This is a genomic window from Pseudomonas caricapapayae, from assembly GCF_001400735.1.
GTDB lineage: Bacteria > Pseudomonadota > Gammaproteobacteria > Pseudomonadales > Pseudomonadaceae > Aquipseudomonas > Aquipseudomonas caricapapayae.
The window spans coordinates 58,100-73,498 of sequence record NZ_LJPW01000064.1 but is presented as its reverse complement, the minus strand read 5'-3'; the positions used below and the strand labels follow the sequence as shown (position 1 = coordinate 73,498).

16 protein-coding genes are annotated in these 15,399 nt (G+C 59.4%); 12 read left to right on the top strand and 4 right to left on the bottom strand.

Going from position 1 to position 15,399, the window contains the following annotated elements; genetic code table 11:
* Positions 1-11: 11 nt before the first annotated feature.
* The 5 genes from ALO80_RS09435 to ALO80_RS09415 all read left to right on the top strand — a co-directional run bounded on the left by ALO80_RS09435 (position 12) and on the right by ALO80_RS09415 (position 4,330).
* Positions 12-860, top strand: a complete 849-nt coding sequence (locus tag ALO80_RS09435; protein WP_055008802.1) for an alpha/beta fold hydrolase — start codon at positions 12-14, stop codon at positions 858-860.
* The gene (locus ALO80_RS09430; RefSeq protein ID WP_055008801.1) at positions 857-2,338 is read left to right on the top strand and encodes an aldehyde dehydrogenase; all 1,482 of its coding nucleotides are present in this window, start codon (positions 857-859) and stop codon (positions 2,336-2,338) included. Before ALO80_RS09435 ends, ALO80_RS09430 begins: the two co-directional genes overlap by 4 nt.
* 13 nt (positions 2,339-2,351) lie before the next feature.
* Positions 2,352-2,837, top strand: a complete 486-nt coding sequence (locus ALO80_RS09425; protein WP_054984829.1) for a flavin reductase family protein — start codon at positions 2,352-2,354, stop codon at positions 2,835-2,837.
* A gap of 175 nt (positions 2,838-3,012) precedes the next feature.
* Entirely contained in the window at positions 3,013-3,765 is a 753-nt protein-coding gene (locus ALO80_RS09420; protein ID WP_054984830.1) for a GntR family transcriptional regulator, read from the top strand.
* Position 3,766: 1 nt separating this feature from the next.
* The gene (locus ALO80_RS09415; RefSeq protein WP_055008800.1) at positions 3,767-4,330 is read left to right on the top strand and encodes an NUDIX hydrolase; all 564 of its coding nucleotides are present in this window, start codon (positions 3,767-3,769) and stop codon (positions 4,328-4,330) included.
* Between the two features lie 70 nt (positions 4,331-4,400).
* On the opposite strand, the gene ALO80_RS09410 is transcribed toward ALO80_RS09415, so the two are convergent.
* On the bottom strand, positions 4,401-4,691 hold the full coding sequence (locus tag ALO80_RS09410) for a DUF1330 domain-containing protein (RefSeq protein WP_055006822.1): 291 nt from the start codon (positions 4,689-4,691) through the stop codon (positions 4,401-4,403).
* Between the two features lie 94 nt (positions 4,692-4,785).
* On the opposite strand from ALO80_RS09410, the gene ribBA reads away from it, so the two are divergent.
* The 5 genes from ribBA to ALO80_RS09385 all read left to right on the top strand — a co-directional run bounded on the left by ribBA (position 4,786) and on the right by ALO80_RS09385 (position 10,125).
* Positions 4,786-5,895: a bifunctional 3,4-dihydroxy-2-butanone-4-phosphate synthase/GTP cyclohydrolase II gene (ribBA, locus tag ALO80_RS09405; protein WP_055008799.1), complete on the top strand. Its 1,110-nt coding sequence runs from the start codon at positions 4,786-4,788 to the stop codon at positions 5,893-5,895.
* A gap of 290 nt (positions 5,896-6,185) precedes the next feature.
* The gene (locus ALO80_RS09400) at positions 6,186-7,211 is read left to right on the top strand and encodes an ABC transporter substrate-binding protein (RefSeq protein WP_055008798.1); all 1,026 of its coding nucleotides are present in this window, start codon (positions 6,186-6,188) and stop codon (positions 7,209-7,211) included.
* Positions 7,196-8,152, top strand: a complete 957-nt coding sequence (locus ALO80_RS09395; RefSeq protein ID WP_083493217.1) for an ABC transporter permease — start codon at positions 7,196-7,198, stop codon at positions 8,150-8,152. Before ALO80_RS09400 ends, ALO80_RS09395 begins: the two co-directional genes overlap by 16 nt.
* Before the next feature lie 6 nt (positions 8,153-8,158).
* The gene (locus tag ALO80_RS09390) at positions 8,159-8,974 is read left to right on the top strand and encodes an ABC transporter permease (protein ID WP_055006819.1); all 816 of its coding nucleotides are present in this window, start codon (positions 8,159-8,161) and stop codon (positions 8,972-8,974) included.
* Positions 8,971-10,125 carry an ABC transporter ATP-binding protein gene (locus tag ALO80_RS09385; protein ID WP_055008796.1) on the top strand — a complete coding sequence of 385 codons (1,155 nt, stop codon included), beginning with the start codon at positions 8,971-8,973 and terminating at the stop codon, positions 10,123-10,125. Before ALO80_RS09390 ends, ALO80_RS09385 begins: the two co-directional genes overlap by 4 nt.
* A gap of 16 nt (positions 10,126-10,141) precedes the next feature.
* On the opposite strand, the gene ALO80_RS09380 is transcribed toward ALO80_RS09385, so the two are convergent.
* On the bottom strand, positions 10,142-11,056 hold the full coding sequence (locus tag ALO80_RS09380) for a LysR substrate-binding domain-containing protein (RefSeq protein WP_055006817.1): 915 nt from the start codon (positions 11,054-11,056) through the stop codon (positions 10,142-10,144).
* A 97-nt stretch (positions 11,057-11,153) separates the two neighbouring features.
* Here ALO80_RS09380 and ALO80_RS09375 point away from each other — a divergent pair, with 97 nt between their 5' ends.
* The gene (locus ALO80_RS09375; protein WP_055008795.1) at positions 11,154-12,248 is read left to right on the top strand and encodes a tartrate dehydrogenase; all 1,095 of its coding nucleotides are present in this window, start codon (positions 11,154-11,156) and stop codon (positions 12,246-12,248) included.
* 16 nt (positions 12,249-12,264) lie between these two features.
* On the opposite strand, the gene ptrR is transcribed toward ALO80_RS09375, so the two are convergent.
* On the bottom strand, positions 12,265-13,140 hold the full coding sequence (ptrR, locus tag ALO80_RS09370; RefSeq protein WP_055008794.1) for a putrescine utilization regulator PtrR: 876 nt from the start codon (positions 13,138-13,140) through the stop codon (positions 12,265-12,267).
* Positions 13,141-13,242: 102 nt separating this feature from the next.
* Here ptrR and ALO80_RS09365 point away from each other — a divergent pair, with 102 nt between their 5' ends.
* Positions 13,243-14,634 (top strand): aldehyde dehydrogenase family protein, encoded by a 1,392-nt coding sequence (locus ALO80_RS09365; protein ID WP_055008793.1) that lies wholly within the window; start codon positions 13,243-13,245, stop codon positions 14,632-14,634.
* 143 nt (positions 14,635-14,777) lie between these two features.
* Here ALO80_RS09365 and ALO80_RS09360 read toward each other — a convergent pair whose 3' ends face one another.
* Positions 14,778-15,362, bottom strand: a complete 585-nt coding sequence (locus tag ALO80_RS09360) for a flavin reductase family protein (RefSeq protein ID WP_054984842.1) — start codon at positions 15,360-15,362, stop codon at positions 14,778-14,780.
* Positions 15,363-15,399: the final 37 nt, after the last annotated feature.

Below are 15,399 nucleotides of genomic sequence, written 5' to 3'. Positions count from 1 at the left end.
AGGAGCGATCCATGATTCAGCTCACCGCTGAACACACCCCGGCGGGTACCAGCTATCTGGCGACCGGCCAAGGCCACCCCGTGGTGTTGATTCACGGAGTGGGCCTGAACAAGGAAATGTGGGGGGGCCAGATCGTCGGGCTGGCCTCGCATTACCAGGTCATTGCCTATGACATGCTCGGCCACGGTGCCAGCCCCCGTCCTGATCCTGACACCGGCCTGCCGGGCTATGCCGAACAATTGCGTGAGCTTCTGGAGCATTTGCAATTGCCCGGGGCGGCGGTCATCGGTTTTTCGATGGGCGGGCTGGTGGCACGCGCGTTTGCGCTGGAGTTCCCACAGCATCTGTCGGCGCTGGTGATCCTCAATAGCGTGTTCAATCGCAGTCCGGAACAGCGTGCAGGCGTCATTGCCCGTACCAGCCAGGCCGCGGAGCACGGTCCGGACGCCAACGCAGGCGAGGCGCTGTCGCGCTGGTTCAGCCGTGAATATCAGGCGGCCAACCCGGCGCAAATCGCTGCCATTCGACAGAATCTGGCCAGCAACGATCCGCAAGGCTACCTGACCACGTACAAACTGTTCGCCACTCAGGACATGTACCGCGCCGAGGATCTGGGCGATATTCGCGTACCGACGTTGATCGCCACAGGCGAACTTGACCCTGGGTCAACTCCTGAAATGGCCCGCGAACTGGCCATGCGCATCCAGGGTGCCGAGGTCGCGATACTGCCCGATCAACGCCACATGATGCCGGTTGAATCACCGCGCCTGGTCAATCAGGTGTTACTCGATTTCTTCGAGAAAATCGGTCTCGACAAGTCGGCGACTGTCCAAAACTCGATCAAGGGGATTGTTGCATGAGCCTTACCCGCTTTCAGATGTGCATTGACGGTCAATGGGTCGATGCACTGTCCGGCAAGACGTTCGACAGCCTCAACCCGGCACTGGCCGAACCGTGGGCTCAGTTGCCCGACGCCGACGAAGCCGATGTCGACCGGGCTGTGCAGGCTGCGCAGAAAGCGTTCGAGAGCGTAGCGTGGCGCAGCCTGACCGCGACCGCACGGGGCAAGCTGCTACGCCGGTTGGGCGATCTGATCGCTGAAAACAAAGAGCAACTGGCGCAGTTGGAAAGCCGTGACAACGGCAAACTGATTCGCGAAACACGAGGCCAGGTCAGCTACCTGCCGGAGTTCTTTCATTACACCGCAGGGCTGGCGGACAAGCTCGAAGGCGGCACCCTGCCCCTCGACAAGCCGGACCTGTTCGCCTACACCGTGCACGAAGCAATGGGCGTGGTGGCCGGGATCATTCCGTGGAACAGCCCGCTTTATCTGACCGCCATCAAGCTGGCCCCGGCGCTGGCTGCCGGCAACACCATCGTGCTGAAGCCGTCGGAACACGCCTCGGCCACGGTGCTGGAGCTGGCACGTCTGGCACTTGAAGCAGGCATACCGCCCGGCGTGGTCAACGTCATCACCGGTTTCGGACCGACCACTGGAGCTGCCCTGACCCGCCATCCGCTGGTGCGTAAAATCGCCTTCACCGGGGGCGCGGCCACTGCACGCCACGTGGTACGCAGCAGCGCAGAGAATTTCGCCAGACTGTCACTGGAACTGGGCGGAAAATCACCGAATATCATCTTCGCCGATGCCGATCTGGACAGCGCCATCAACGGTGCCGTCGCAGGCATCTATGCCGCTTCCGGACAAAGTTGCGTTTCCGGCTCGCGGCTGCTGGTGCAGGAAGAAATCTACGATGAGTTCGTCGAGCGACTGGCAGAGCGCGCCAGCCGCATTCGTATTGGCAATCCGCAGGATGAAACGACTGAAATGGGACCGATGGCCACGGCCCAGCAACTGGCCGTCGTGGAAGGTCTGGTGGCTGATGCGCTGGCCGAAGGTGCACGCCTGCGTCTGGGCGGCAAGCGCCCGGAGCTGGACAACAACGGCTGGTTCTACGAACCTACGCTGTTCGAGTGCGACCATAACTCGATGAAAATCATGCAGGAAGAGGTGTTTGGTCCCGTTGCATCGGTGATTCGTTTCAAGGATGAAGCCGAAGCGCTGGCCATTGCCAACGACTCCCGGTTCGGACTCGCCGCAGGAATCTGGACACGCGACCTGGGTCGCGCACACCGATTGGCGCGCGATATTCGCTCGGGGATCGTCTGGGTCAATACCTATCGTGCCGTATCGGCCATGGCGCCAATCGGAGGTTTCAAAAACAGCGGCTACGGCCGTGAGAGCGGGATAGACTCTGTACTGGCCTACACCGAACTGAAAACGGTGTGGATCAACCTTTCGCAGGCCCCCATGCCTGATCCATTTGTCATGCGTTAACGAGGCCGCTGCGATGATCGAACCCGGTATTTACAAAGAAGTCATGGCGTCATTCCCTTCGGGCGTGACCATCGTCACCACGCTGGACCCACAGGGCAATCTGGTCGGTATCACTGCCAGCGCGTTCAGTGCGCTGTCCATCGACCCGGCACTGGTGCTGTTTTGCCCCAACTACGCATCGGACACTTACCCGGTGCTGCGTGACAGCAAAAAGTTCGCCATTCACCTGTTGTCTGCCGATCAACAGGTTGAAGCCTATGCATTCGCCAGCAAGGGCAAGGACAAGACCAAGGGCATCGAGTGGCACCTGAGCGAGCTGGGCAATCCGCTGCTGGGCAAGGCGACGGCCATCATTGAGTGCGAGCTGTGGCGCGAATACGACGGCGGCGATCACGCAATCATTGTCGGCGCGGTTAAAAACCTGATATTGCCTGCAATACCGGTCACCCCGATGGTGTATCACCGCGGCAAGATGGGCGCACTGCCAGCCATCGTCTGATGACTGCGCGGGGCTGTTTTGGTGGTTGCAGGCATCGGCGTGATAAACTCCGCCGCGATCCCGGTTCACACCTCCGGGCCATGCAGCAGTCTCGTGATTCCCGGGCTGCCGACATGAGCGAGACATTGTTTTCAGTCACGTTTTTACTTTGACAGCCCCATTCCGAGCACACCCGATGAAACGCCTGCCTCTCGACGACACCTTCAAGGTCAACCGCAACCCCGTCACCCTGCGGGAGATCGTGCTGGACAAGCTGCGCAGCGCGATCATGAACTTTCAGCTGCTGCCGGGAGATCGTCTGGTCGAGCGTGATCTGTGTGACCGTCTGGGTGTCAGCCGCACCTCGGTACGCGAGGCGCTGCGTCATCTGGAATCGGAAGGACTGGTCGAATTCGCCGATGCCAAAGGTCCGCGTGTGGCCATCATCACATTGGCAGACGCATGCGATATCTATGAGCTGCGGTGCGTACTGGAGGGGCTGATCGTTCAACTGTTCACCCTGCGTGCCAGACCCAAGGACATCCGCGCGCTCGAAAAAGCCCTGGAGGAGAATCGCCAGGCGCTCAAGGAAGGCGAACTGCAGCAAGTCATCGATTCGGTCCAGGGCTTCTACGATGTACTGCTGGAAGGCTCGGGCAATCACGTTGCCGCTACCCAGTTGCGCCAGTTGCAGGCGCGCATCAGCTACCTGCGCGCCACCTCGGTCTCACAGGAAAACCGTCGCGGTGCCAGCAACAAGGAAATGGAACTCATGGTCGAGGCCATCAAGAGCGGCGACCCTCTGGCCGCGCATCAGGCCTCGGTCGACCATGTCCGCAATGCTGCACGCGTCGCGCTGGAATACTTGAAATCCAAGCAGGACGAAGACACCAAAGTCCGCGACATCGTCGCGCCCGTCGCACTCAAAGAACCCCGCATAGGGCGCTGACATGGCCTCACCGCGCTTCTGCCCTCAGTGCGGTTGCGCTGACCTGATTCAGCGCGTCCCCGAGGGCGATACCCACACGCGGTTGGTATGCAGTGCATGCCAGTACATTCATTACGTGAACCCGAAGATCATTGCCGGCTGCATCATCGAGCAGGAAGGCAAGTATCTGCTCTGCCAGCGCGCCATACCGCCGCGCCCCGGCACCTGGACTCTGCCGGCCGGGTTCATGGAAAGCGGCGAAACGACCGAGCAGGCAGCGTTACGCGAAGTCTGGGAAGAAACCGGAGTGCGCGCCGAAATCCTCTCGCCCTATTCCATATTCAGCGTGCCGCAAATCAGCGAAGTCTACATCGTGTTCCGCGCCATCGCGCTGGAAGTCACCGGCCATTTCGGCCCGGAAACCCGCGACTGCACATTCTTCGCCGCCGAAGACATCCCTTGGGACAGCATCTATTACCCCGCCATCCGCCAGATACTGGAACGTTACATCGAAGAGCGCCAGGCGGGGGTCTACGGCATCTACATCGGCAACGATGACACCGGCAAAGTCCACTTTATCAGGTAAAAGCGCAGCGCCACGGTAGCTAAAAGCGAAGCCGTCCGATGCTTGCCTGGATTGTGCTTCCGGCTCGTGATCAAGGCTGCCCTTCTACTATCACGATCTCGGCTTTTGCCGCGCCTTGCCGGTGGCTCATTGCATTCTGATACTCGGGCGACTGATAACAGGCCACTGCCTTTTCATACGACTCGAATTCGATGATCACCGTGCGCTGCGGTGTGTTGCGCCCTTCCGCCGCCTCGGAACGCCCGCCTCTTGCCAGAAACCTGCCACCAAACAGCTCGAACGCTGCTGGGGCACGCCGGGTGTATTCGCTGTACTGCAGAGGGTCGGTTACATCGACGTGTGCAATCCAATAAGCCTTCATCGCGATCTCACTGTTTCAATGATGGGGAATCTGTGAAATATTCTGTCTTATGGTATACCACGATCCATCCAATCATAAAACCGGGATACTGAACATGGCATTTGATCGTATCGAAGACATCATTGAAGACTACCGCCAGGGCAGGATGGTGTTGCTGGTCGACGATGAGGACCGGGAAAACGAAGGCGACCTGCTGCTCGCCGCCGATTGCTGTTCGGCACAGGCGATCAGCTTCATGGCCCGGGAAGCACGTGGGCTGATCTGCCTGACACTGACCGACGAGCATTGTCAGCGTCTGGGCCTGGAACAGATGGTGCCAAGCAACGGCAGTGTATTCGCCACTGCGTTCACAGTGTCCATCGAAGCCACAACGGGCGTCACGACCGGCATCAGCGCGGCAGATCGCGCACGCACCGTCCAGGCCGCAGTCAATCCGGATGCAGTGCCTGAAGACCTGGTGCAGCCAGGCCATATCTTCCCTTTACGCGCGCGCGACGGCGGTGTGCTGACCCGCGCCGGACATACTGAAGCCGGTTGCGACCTGGCCAGGCTGGCCGGTTTTACGCCCGCGTCGGTCATCGTCGAAGTCATGAATGACGACGGCAGCATGGCAAGAAGGCCGGACCTGGAACTGTTCGCCGAGAAGCACGGCATTCGTATCGGCACCATCGCCGACTTGATCCATTACCGACTGAGCACCGAACACACCATCGTGAGGATCGGCGAGCGCGAACTGCCGACAGTCCACGGCATCTTCCGCCTGTTCAGCTATGAAGACCGCATTGAAGGCGGCGTGCACATGGCGATGGTGATGGGCGATATACGCCGCGACGAAACGACCCTGGTGCGCGTGCATGTAGTCGACCCGCTGCGCGACCTGGTCGGTGCCGAATACACCGGTCCGGCCAACTGGACACTCTGGGCCGCACTGCAACGCGTCGCAGAAGAAGGTCACGGGGTGGTCGTCGTGCTCGCCAATCACGAGTCATCCCAAGCGCTGCTTGAGCGCATTCCGCATCTTACCCAGCCGCCTCGCCAATACACCCGCTCGCAATCACGCATCTACTCCGAGGTCGGCACCGGCGCACAGATCTTGCAGGATCTGGGTGTCGGCAAGCTGCGCCATCTCGGTCCGCCACTGAAATACGCAGGCTTGACCGGCTACGATCTGGAAGTGATTGAAAGTATTCCGTTTCCCGGCTGACCTGAAAAAACTCCGCAGACAGCCCCTGTTACCTATCGTCAGCAGCTGCATGTATTTGCCATAAAAACACTCAGTGAAGGCATTTTGGCGGGGCAAAATGCTTGCAGAAAGTTTGGAATACCATAATATGACATTCCATAAATACAAGATTCGGTCAGACGCGCCCTGCAAGGGACAGCACTAATAACAGCACCTGACCCGTACCAGGCTTCAAGGCCCACTGGACCTACTGCTCCCGATTACGCGGGCAAGAAAAGCCCGCTCAAAACACAACAAATGAGGGCGTGAAAATGGTGTTGAACAAACGTGCAACAGCAGTCCTGGCGGCTAGCGTGCTGGCTTTTTCGAGCTGCGCCGCCGTCGCCGCCGAGAGCGTCAACTTCGTGAGCTGGGGCGGTTCCACTCAGGACTTCCAGAAAGAAGCCTGGGCGACTCCATTCAGCAAGGCCAGCGGCATCACGGTGGTGCTGGACGGCCCCACCGACTACGGCAAACTCAAGGCCATGGTCGAAAGCGGCAACGTTCAATGGGACGTGGTCGACGTCGAAGCAGACTTTGCCTTGCGCGCCGCCAGCGAGGGCCTGCTTGAGCCTCTGGACTTCAACACCATCAAGCGTGATGAGATCGACAAGCGCTTTGTAAACGATCACGGTGCCGGTTCGTTCTTCTTCTCCTTCGTGCTCGGCTACAACGAAAGCAAAGTGGGCACCAAGCCACCGGTCGACTGGTCCGCCATGTTTGACACAAAAACCTACCCCGGCAAGCGCTCGCTGTATAAATGGCCTAGCCCCGGTGTACTTGAACTGGCTCTGCTGGCCGACGGTGTGGCACCCGATAAGCTGTATCCGCTGGACCTCGACCGTGCCTTCAAAAAACTCGACACCATCAAGAAAGACATCGTCTGGTGGGGCGGCGGCGCGCAGTCTCAACAATTGCTGGCCTCCGGTGAAGTGTCGATGGGGCAGATGTGGAACGGTCGGGTCTATGCCCTGCAACAGGACGGCGCCCCCGTGGGTGTGAGCTGGAAGCAGAACCTGGTCATGGCTGATTTTCTGGTCGTGCCAAAAGGCGCAAAAAACAAGGATGCTGCGATGAAATTCATTGCCAACGCAACCAGCGCCAAGGGCCAGGCCGACTTCTCCAACCTCAGTGCCTATGCCCCGGTAAACACTCAGAGCGTTGCGCGCCTGGACTCTACGCTGGCACCAAACCTGCCAACCGCTCATGTTGCCGATCAAATCACTCTCGACTTCGCATACTGGGCCAAGAATGGCGCTGACATTGCGACACGGTGGAACGAATGGCTGGTCAAGTAAAGATGACAGCGGCTGCTTCTCGTCCATCCTTACCGGCCAGTGGTGCGTCCGGCACCCCTGGCGCGGCGAGTCAAAAGGCGACGAGCATGCAGCGCCCCCCTTCCCTTGCTCAGCGCTGGCGGGGCAGCCGCAACCTGCTTCCGGCGCTGATCTTTCTCGGCCTGTTCTTCTTCGCCCCGCTTATCGGACTGCTGCTGCGAGGTGTTCTTGAGCCGGTGCCGGGCCTTGGTAACTATGAACAACTGTTTGCCAACTCGGCCTACTCGCGGGTGCTGCTCAATACCTTTTCCGTGGCCGGTCTGGTGACGCTGTTCAGCCTGCTTCTGGGCTTCCCGCTGGCCTGGGTGATCACGCTGGTGCCGCGCGGCTGGGGACGCTGGATTCTCAACATTGTGCTGTTGTCGATGTGGACCAGCCTGCTGGCCCGCACCTACTCCTGGCTGGTGTTGCTGCAGGCGTCCGGGGTCGTCAACAAAGCGCTGATGGCGATGGGCATCATCGATCAGCCTCTGGAAATGGTGCATAACCTGACCGGCGTAGTGATCGGCATGAGCTACATCATGATCCCGTTCATTGTCCTGCCCTTGCAGGCAACCATGCAGACCATTGATCCGATGGTGTTGCAGGCAGGCTCGATCTGCGGCGCAAGCCCATGGACCAATTTCTTCAGGGTGTTTCTGCCGCTGTGCCGTCCGGGGCTGTTTTCCGGGGGGCTTATGGTGTTTGTGATGTCGCTTGGTTACTACGTCACCCCGGCGCTGCTTGGCGGTGCGCAGAACATGATGCTGCCCGAATTCATCGTCCAGCAGGTGCAGTCGTTCCTCAACTGGGGGCTGGCCAGTGCCGCCGCTGCGTTGCTGGTCCTGATCACGCTGGTGCTGTTCTACTTCTACCTGAAGCTCCAGCCGGAATCCCCGGTCGGTGCCAGCAACGCGAGGTAAACCGCCATGCTCCTGACTCCCAATGCCATGAGCCCCGGCCTGCGGACGGGCTTGTACCTCACTACTGCTCTGATCGCGCTGTTCCTGCTACTGCCGATCCTGTTCATCGTTCTGCTGTCATTCGGTTCATCGCAGTGGCTGGTGTTTCCGCCGCCAGGCTGGACGCTGAAGTGGTACCAGCAGTTCTTCTCCAACCCCGACTGGATGTCGGCTGCCATGTCCAGCTTCAAGGTCGCGATCCTGACCACCCTTGTGTCGGTAGCGCTTGGGCTGCCCACCGCGTTCGCACTGGTACGCGGCCGTTTTCCGGGTCGCGACTTCCTGTATGGCGTCTTTACGTTGCCAATGATCGTGCCGCTGGTAATTATCGCCGTGGCGGTCTACGCACTGTTTCTCAAGCTCGGTTACACCGGCACGCTGTTTTCCTTCGTCGTCAGCCATGTGATCGTCGCTTTGCCGTTCACCATCATCTCGATCATCAACTCACTGAAGCTGTTCGACCAGTCCATTGAAGATGCCGCAGTAATCTGTGGCGCCTCGCGCCTGCAGGCGATTTACAAAGTGACCTTTCCTGGCATCCGTCCGGGCATGATGGCCGGCGCACTGTTTGCGTTTCTGGTCTCGTGGGACGAAGTGGTCTTGAGCGTGATGATGGCCAGTCCGACCTTGCAAACCCTTCCCGTAAAAATGTGGACCACGCTGCGTCAGGACCTGACGCCGGTCATCGCTGTCGCCTCGACGCTGCTGATCGCCCTCTCGGTGCTGATCATGTTCATCGCCGCGACCCTGCGTCGTCGCAACGAAGCCAGGAGTACATCATGAGTGCCGTGATCAAAAACCCTCCTCATCAGGAGCAGAAAACGCTGGTCAGCCTGTGCAATCTGGACAAGCATTACGGGAATTTCGCCGCGGTAGACAACATTTCCCTGGACATCCAGAACGGTGAATTCCTGACCTTCCTGGGCTCCAGTGGCTCGGGAAAAAGCACCACGCTGTCGATGCTTGCCGGTTTCGAAACACCCAGCTCGGGCGAGATACTGGTGGGCGGCCAGTCACTGGTGAACGTCCCGCCGCACAAGCGCGACATCGGCATGGTGTTTCAGCGTTACTCGCTGTTCCCGCACCTGTCGGTACGCGACAACATTGCGTTCCCGCTGGCGATCCGCAAGTTGCCTGCCGCCGAACGCGAGAAGAAAGTCGATGCGATGCTCAAACTGGTCCAGCTGGAAGCATTTGCCCATCGCCGCCCTTCGCAGCTGTCCGGTGGCCAGCAACAACGGGTAGCCATTGCCAGAGCGCTGGTCTACGAGCCTCGCATCCTGCTGATGGACGAGCCGCTGGGCGCACTGGACAAGAAGCTGCGCGAAGACCTGCAGGACGAACTGCGGCAATTGCATCGTCGACTGGGCATTACCATTGTCTATGTGACCCACGATCAGGAAGAAGCCATGCGCCTGTCTCAGCGCATCGCCATTTTCAGTCATGGCAAAATCGTTGGCCTGGGATCGGGTTATGACCTGTATCAGGACCCGCCGAATGCGTTCGTTGCCTCGTTTCTGGGCAACTCCAACTTCCTCAGGCTTAAAGCCCAGGGCAACGCCGTGGCCACGTTTGAGGGCAGCCCGCTGGCGATTCGCCTGACCTCGGGCCTCAAGACCGATCAGGACGTGCTGCTCATGGTCCGCCCCGAGAAAGCTCAGGCGCTGAGCGTTTCCCAGGCAGCGGCCACGCCACTGGAAGCAGGCTGGAACGAAGTCAATGCCAGCGTCACCGAAGTGCTTTTCCTCGGTGAAAGCCAGACGTGTTCAGTGCTGACCACTGGCGGCACCGCCATGACTGTCAAAGCGCTTTCAGCGACCGGCATGCTGCTCAGGGCCGGCGATCCGGTGCGGGTACGCTGGGCTGCTGCTGACGCGTGTATCTACACTGAATGGACAGACAGCGATCTGAACAAGGCGGCTGGTGCCCACTGACATTGATCTGCGCAGGTCAGCGGTTTGCCGGGGACGGATGCAGAGCAAGGTAATCGCGCAGAAACTCCACTGTTACACGGACCTTGGCCGAACTCATCAACGGCGAAGTATGCACCGCCCAGATGTCCGCATCTTGCCGGTATTCCGGCAGGACCTGTACCAACCGGCCTTCAGCCAGATCAGTGCGCACATCCCACAGCGAACGCAGCAGTACTCCACGCCCGTCCAGACACCACTGGCGGGCGATTTCACCATGATTGCTGGAAAGGCTGCCCGTTACCTTGACGGTTTCAGCACCCTGTGGCCCATTGAGATGCCAGATGCCGAACGGCCGGTCGCGCTCCTTGATCACCAGACAATCGTGATTGGACAGCTCTCCAAGGTTCAGCGGCGTACCGTACTGTTTCAGATAAGCCGGGCTCGCACACAGAACCCGCCAATTACTGGCCAGATGCCTGGCACGCAGATGCGGCGAAATTTCGTTGCCCACGCGGATGTCCAGATCGACGCCTTCCTCGATCAGGTCGACCAGGCGGTCCTGAATATCCAGGCGTATATCGAGCTTGGGATAACGCGCCGCCAGTTCTGACAAGGCAGGTGCCACGAAGCGGCGACCGAACCCCTGACTGCTGACCACGCGTAGCAGACCGCTGGGCTCGCCGTGCAACGCGGCGACCTCCTCGCCCATCTGCTGTACCGACTCCAGCAAGCCTCGGGCCCACTCGTAAACCCGCTCGCCGTCTTCGGTGATCGACACCTGTCGGGTCGAGCGGTGCAGCAGTACGACGCCCATGCCCTGCTCCAGGACCCTGATGCGCTTGCTGACATAGGCAGCAGACATGCCCAGCTCGTCAGCCGCTCCGATGAAACTTGAACGTCGCGCCACATGGATGAACACATTCAAGTCATCAAGGCTGGGATAATTATTCACAATTCGTGTTTTCTCAATCAATTAATTCGCTGATTATCTTTATATCGTGTGCTTATAACATGGGCCGTCCCAAACAGCCCATGGATCGACTCAGCATATGAACAACAAGAAACTGCGTATTGCGGCCATTGCCGGTGACGGCATCGGCCTTGAAGTGCTGCCGGAAGGTGTACGTGTGGTACAAGCCACTGCCGCGAAATACGGACTGGAACTGGAATTCGAATACTTCGAATGGGCCAGCTGCGACTACTACCTGAAACACGGCAAGATGATGCCGGACGACTGGTTCGAACGACTCAAAGGCTTCGATTCGATCTTCTTCGGTGCCGTGGGCTGGCCGGAAAAGGTCCCGGACCACATCTCCCTGTGGGGCTCGTTGCTCAAGTTTCGCCGCGAATTCGACCAGTACGCCAATATCCGTCCGGTGCGGCTGTTCCCCGGCGTACCCTGCCCGCTGGCCAATCGCGCACCGGGCGATATCGATTTCATCGTGGTCCGGGAAAATACCGAAGGTGAATACTCGTCGCTGGGCGGGATCATGTTCGAAAACACCGAAAACGAATTCGTCCTGCAAGAATCGGTATTCACCCGTCGTGGTGTGGACCGTATTCTCAAGTTCGCCTTCGAGATGGCCAGCAAGCGCGAGCGCAAACATGTCACTTCCGCGACCAAATCCAATGGCATGGCAATCAGCATGCCTTACTGGGACAAGCGCACCGAGGCCATGGCCAGCCAGTATCCTGGCATCAGTTGGGACAAGCAGCACATCGATATTCTGTGCGCGCGCTTTGTGCTGCAACCCGAGCGCTTCGATGTGGTGGTGGCGTCCAATCTGTTCGGCGACATCCTCAGCGACCTCGGCCCGGCGTGCGCGGGCACCATCGGCATTGCGCCGTCAGCCAACCTCAACCCGGAGCGAACATTTCCTTCACTGTTCGAGCCGGTGCATGGCTCAGCACCGGATATCTTCGGCAAGAACATCGCCAACCCGATTGCCATGATCTGGTCAGGCGCGCTGATGCTTGAATTCCTCGGTCAGGGCGATGAGCGCTTTACGGCCGCTCATGACGAGATCATCACCGCCATCGAGCAGGCTATCGCCAATGGCGAAGTCACGCCGGATCTGGGCGGCAAATGCTCGACACAGGAAGCAGGCGCAGCGATTGTCGGGCGGCTGTCTGCGGCCCGGTGAGGCCGGCACTGCCTCATCAGGATTTCGACGGCCTGGCCTGCGCTTCCAGTAACTCTACAAAGCGGGTCAGGCTGCGCGATACGGTGCCTCGTCGCCAGATCAGCCAGGTGTGCAGGTAACGAAATTTTTCGCGCAACGGCCAGACACTGACCGTGGCACAACCGGGCATGCTTTCCAGCATGCTGCGTGGCATCAGCGCCAGGCCGGCTCCGGCACTGACGCAGGCCAGCATGCCGTGGTAAGACTCCATTTCGTGGATCTTGCCCGGCACTGCGGCGTCCTCGGTAAACCAGCGTTCGAAATGGTGCCGGTATGAGCAGTTGGCACGAAACGCGTAGATACTTTCCCCGCTCACATCCCGCCCGCGCTTGACCGGGGCGTGGTTGAGAGGCGCGATGATGACCATTTCCTCTTCGAACACGGGCACGCCGTCGAGCGATGGATGCAGGACAGGGCCGTCGACGAACGCCGCCACCAGGCGTCCGGCGAGCACACCGTCAATCATGGTTCCGGACGGCCCGGTGGACAGGTCCAGCTCGACCTTCGCGTTTTGCTGGTTGTAAGCCGCCAGGAGCGCAGGAATCCTCACAGCAGCCGTGCTTTCCAGCGAGCCCAGTGAAAACGGTCCTTGCGGCTCTTCACCCGAGACTGCAAGCCGTGCCTCGTGTACCAGATCCAGAATGCGCCGCGTGTAATCGAGAAAATTCCAGCCCGCAGGTGACAGTCGTAAACGATGTTTCTCGCGAATGAACAGGTCCACGCCCAGGTCTTGCTCCAACTGCTTGATGCGCGTAGTCAGGTTCGAGGGCACGCGATGAATATGCTGCGCGGCGGCGCTGATGCTGCCGTGCTCAGCCACCGCTTTGAATATCTCCAGTTGAACCAGATCCATTTCATTCTCCAAACATGAACAATACGGTCATTATTATTCAGTTTTGCAAAGCATTGCACACCTATATTCTGGTCCCACTTCCCACCTCAACAGGATGGCGCAATGACTACTGTCAACAGCAATACCCATGCAATTTCGATCAACCCTGCCTCAGGCGAACAGATCGGCCACTATGCCTTCGAGTCCGATGCAGCTCTGGACGCCAGCCTTTCGCGAGCGGCTGCCGGCTTTGCGGGCTGGAAGCGCACGCCGGTTCAGGAGCGTGCACAACTGATCGTTGCCATGGGCCAGGCTCTGCGCGACGACGTCGAAAACATTGCCCGGATGATCAGTCGGGAAATGGGCAAGCCCGTGGCGCAGGCCAGAGGCGAAGTCGAGAAATGCGCACAGTTGTGCGACTGGTATGCAGCCCAGGGCCCGGCGATGCTGGTGGCTGAGCCGACTCAGGTCGAAGATGACAAGGCACGCATCGAGTACCGCCCGCTAGGCCCGACTCTCGCCGTAATGCCATGGAATTTTCCGGTCTGGCAAGTGCTGCGCGGTGCGATTCCGACGTTGCTGGCCGGTAATACCTACGTGCTCAAACATGCCCCTAATGTAATGGGCTGCGCTTATCTGATGCTGGACGCTTTCAAGCGCGCCGGTTTCCCGGACGGTGTGTTTGAAGTGATCAATGTGACCGCACAATGCGTCTCAAAGGCCATTGCCGACCCGCGCATCGCCGCCGTCACCCTGACCGGCAGTGTTCGCGCTGGCCAGGCCATTGGTGCTCAGGCCGGTGCGGCGCTCAAGAAGTGCGTGCTGGAGCTGGGAGGTTCCGACCCCTTCATCGTGCTCAATGACGCCGACCTGGATCAGGCGGTAAAGGCTGCGGTCATCGGCCGTTTCCAGAACACTGGCCAGGTATGTGCTGCTGCAAAGCGGCTGATCATCGAGCAAGGTGTGGTCGAGGAGTTCACCCGCCGGTTCGTCGAGCAAACGCGTCAACTGGTTACCGGCGATCCTCTTTCCAGCGAGACCTACATCGGTCCCATGGCCCGCTTCGATTTACGTGACGAGCTTGATGCCCAGGTTCAGGACACCCTGGCCGAGGGGGCAACGCTGTTGATGGGTGGCAAAAAGGCAGAGGGCCAGGGCAATTACTACGAGCCAACGGTGCTGGGCGATGTCAGCGACCAGATGACCTCGTTCAGGCAGGAACTGTTCGGACCGGTCGCGTCGATCATTACCGCCCGAGATGCCCGGCACGCACTGGAACTGGCCAACGACAGCGACTTCGGCCTGACCGCAACGGTTTACACCCGCGACCTGCAAATGGCAGAGCGTATGACCGAGGAACTGGAAACCGGCGGTGTGTTCATCAACGGTTACAGCGCTTCAGACCCGCGCGTGACCTTCGGCGGCGTGAAGAAAAGCGGCTTTGGCCGTGAGCTTTCGCACTTTGGCGTACGTGAGTTCTGCAATGCACAGACCGTGTGGCGGGATCGTCACTGAGGGTCAAAAACGTTTGATCACAGCAGTCTGCATTCGCAAGCAAGCTCGCTGCCACGAAATCCATTTCGTGCTTGTGCGGGAGTGAGCTTGCTTGCGAAGAGGCCTTTATGGCCGGTGACGATATCCAGCGCTAGACACCGCAATCAATCCTCGCCAACGTCCACCACTGCCGGGTCGCCAATCGTGTAGAAATGCCCGCCCGCGACATAATGCAGGCTGCGCCATTTCGGGTCGGCTTTTTCAAACTCCCAGTGCCCGTCGTTGAACACACGGTCGTCGGCCCAGGCCCCCACCACTTCGCCAATGAACAGGTCGTAGGTCTGCTGGTTGTGCGGCTCGGGAATAACCTTGCAGACCAGCCAGGCCGAGCATCCTGCGACCAGCGGCGAGTCGTGACCGTCGATGCGGAACAGGTCTACATTCGCCTTGTCCAGCTTGTCCGGAGTGAAGACCTTGCTCTGGGTGCCGACGTCGAAGGTCATCTGCAATTGATCCAGATTGGGCACCTGTAATGCAAAGTAGCCACTCTTCTCCACCAGCCCGCGGGTCTTGGTCATCTTGTCGATTACCAGCGTGACCTTCGGCGGCGAAAAGTCCAGCGCACAGGCCCAGGCCGCAGCCATGACGTTGTGCGTACCCTCGTAGCTGGATGACACCAACACGGTCGGACCGTGGTTAAGCAGACGGTAGGCTTTTTCCAGCTCGACAGGACGAATGTGATTGTCCACTTGAAACCCTCGGAAACATGATTCGTACCGCTACCAG

What these genes read in the sequence shown, in the direction of transcription:
- ALO80_RS09435 (WP_055008802.1), top strand. Translation starts at nt 12, where the DNA reads ATGATTCAGCTCACCGCTGAACACACCCCGGCGGGTACCAGCTATCTG.
- ALO80_RS09430 (WP_055008801.1), top strand. Translation starts at nt 857, where the DNA reads ATGAGCCTTACCCGCTTTCAGATGTGCATTGACGGTCAATGGGTCGAT.
- ALO80_RS09425 (WP_054984829.1), top strand. Translation starts at nt 2,352, where the DNA reads ATGATCGAACCCGGTATTTACAAAGAAGTCATGGCGTCATTCCCTTCG.
- ALO80_RS09420 (WP_054984830.1), top strand. Translation starts at nt 3,013, where the DNA reads ATGAAACGCCTGCCTCTCGACGACACCTTCAAGGTCAACCGCAACCCC.
- ALO80_RS09415 (WP_055008800.1), top strand. Translation starts at nt 3,767, where the DNA reads ATGGCCTCACCGCGCTTCTGCCCTCAGTGCGGTTGCGCTGACCTGATT.
- ALO80_RS09410 (WP_055006822.1), bottom strand. Translation starts at nt 4,691, where the DNA reads ATGAAGGCTTATTGGATTGCACACGTCGATGTAACCGACCCTCTGCAG.
- ribBA (WP_055008799.1), top strand. Translation starts at nt 4,786, where the DNA reads ATGGCATTTGATCGTATCGAAGACATCATTGAAGACTACCGCCAGGGC.
- ALO80_RS09400 (WP_055008798.1), top strand. Translation starts at nt 6,186, where the DNA reads ATGGTGTTGAACAAACGTGCAACAGCAGTCCTGGCGGCTAGCGTGCTG.
- ALO80_RS09395 (WP_083493217.1), top strand. Translation starts at nt 7,196, where the DNA reads ATGGCTGGTCAAGTAAAGATGACAGCGGCTGCTTCTCGTCCATCCTTA.
- ALO80_RS09390 (WP_055006819.1), top strand. Translation starts at nt 8,159, where the DNA reads ATGCTCCTGACTCCCAATGCCATGAGCCCCGGCCTGCGGACGGGCTTG.
- ALO80_RS09385 (WP_055008796.1), top strand. Translation starts at nt 8,971, where the DNA reads ATGAGTGCCGTGATCAAAAACCCTCCTCATCAGGAGCAGAAAACGCTG.
- ALO80_RS09375 (WP_055008795.1), top strand. Translation starts at nt 11,154, where the DNA reads ATGAACAACAAGAAACTGCGTATTGCGGCCATTGCCGGTGACGGCATC.
- ptrR (WP_055008794.1), bottom strand. Translation starts at nt 13,140, where the DNA reads ATGGATCTGGTTCAACTGGAGATATTCAAAGCGGTGGCTGAGCACGGC.
- ALO80_RS09365 (WP_055008793.1), top strand. Translation starts at nt 13,243, where the DNA reads ATGACTACTGTCAACAGCAATACCCATGCAATTTCGATCAACCCTGCC.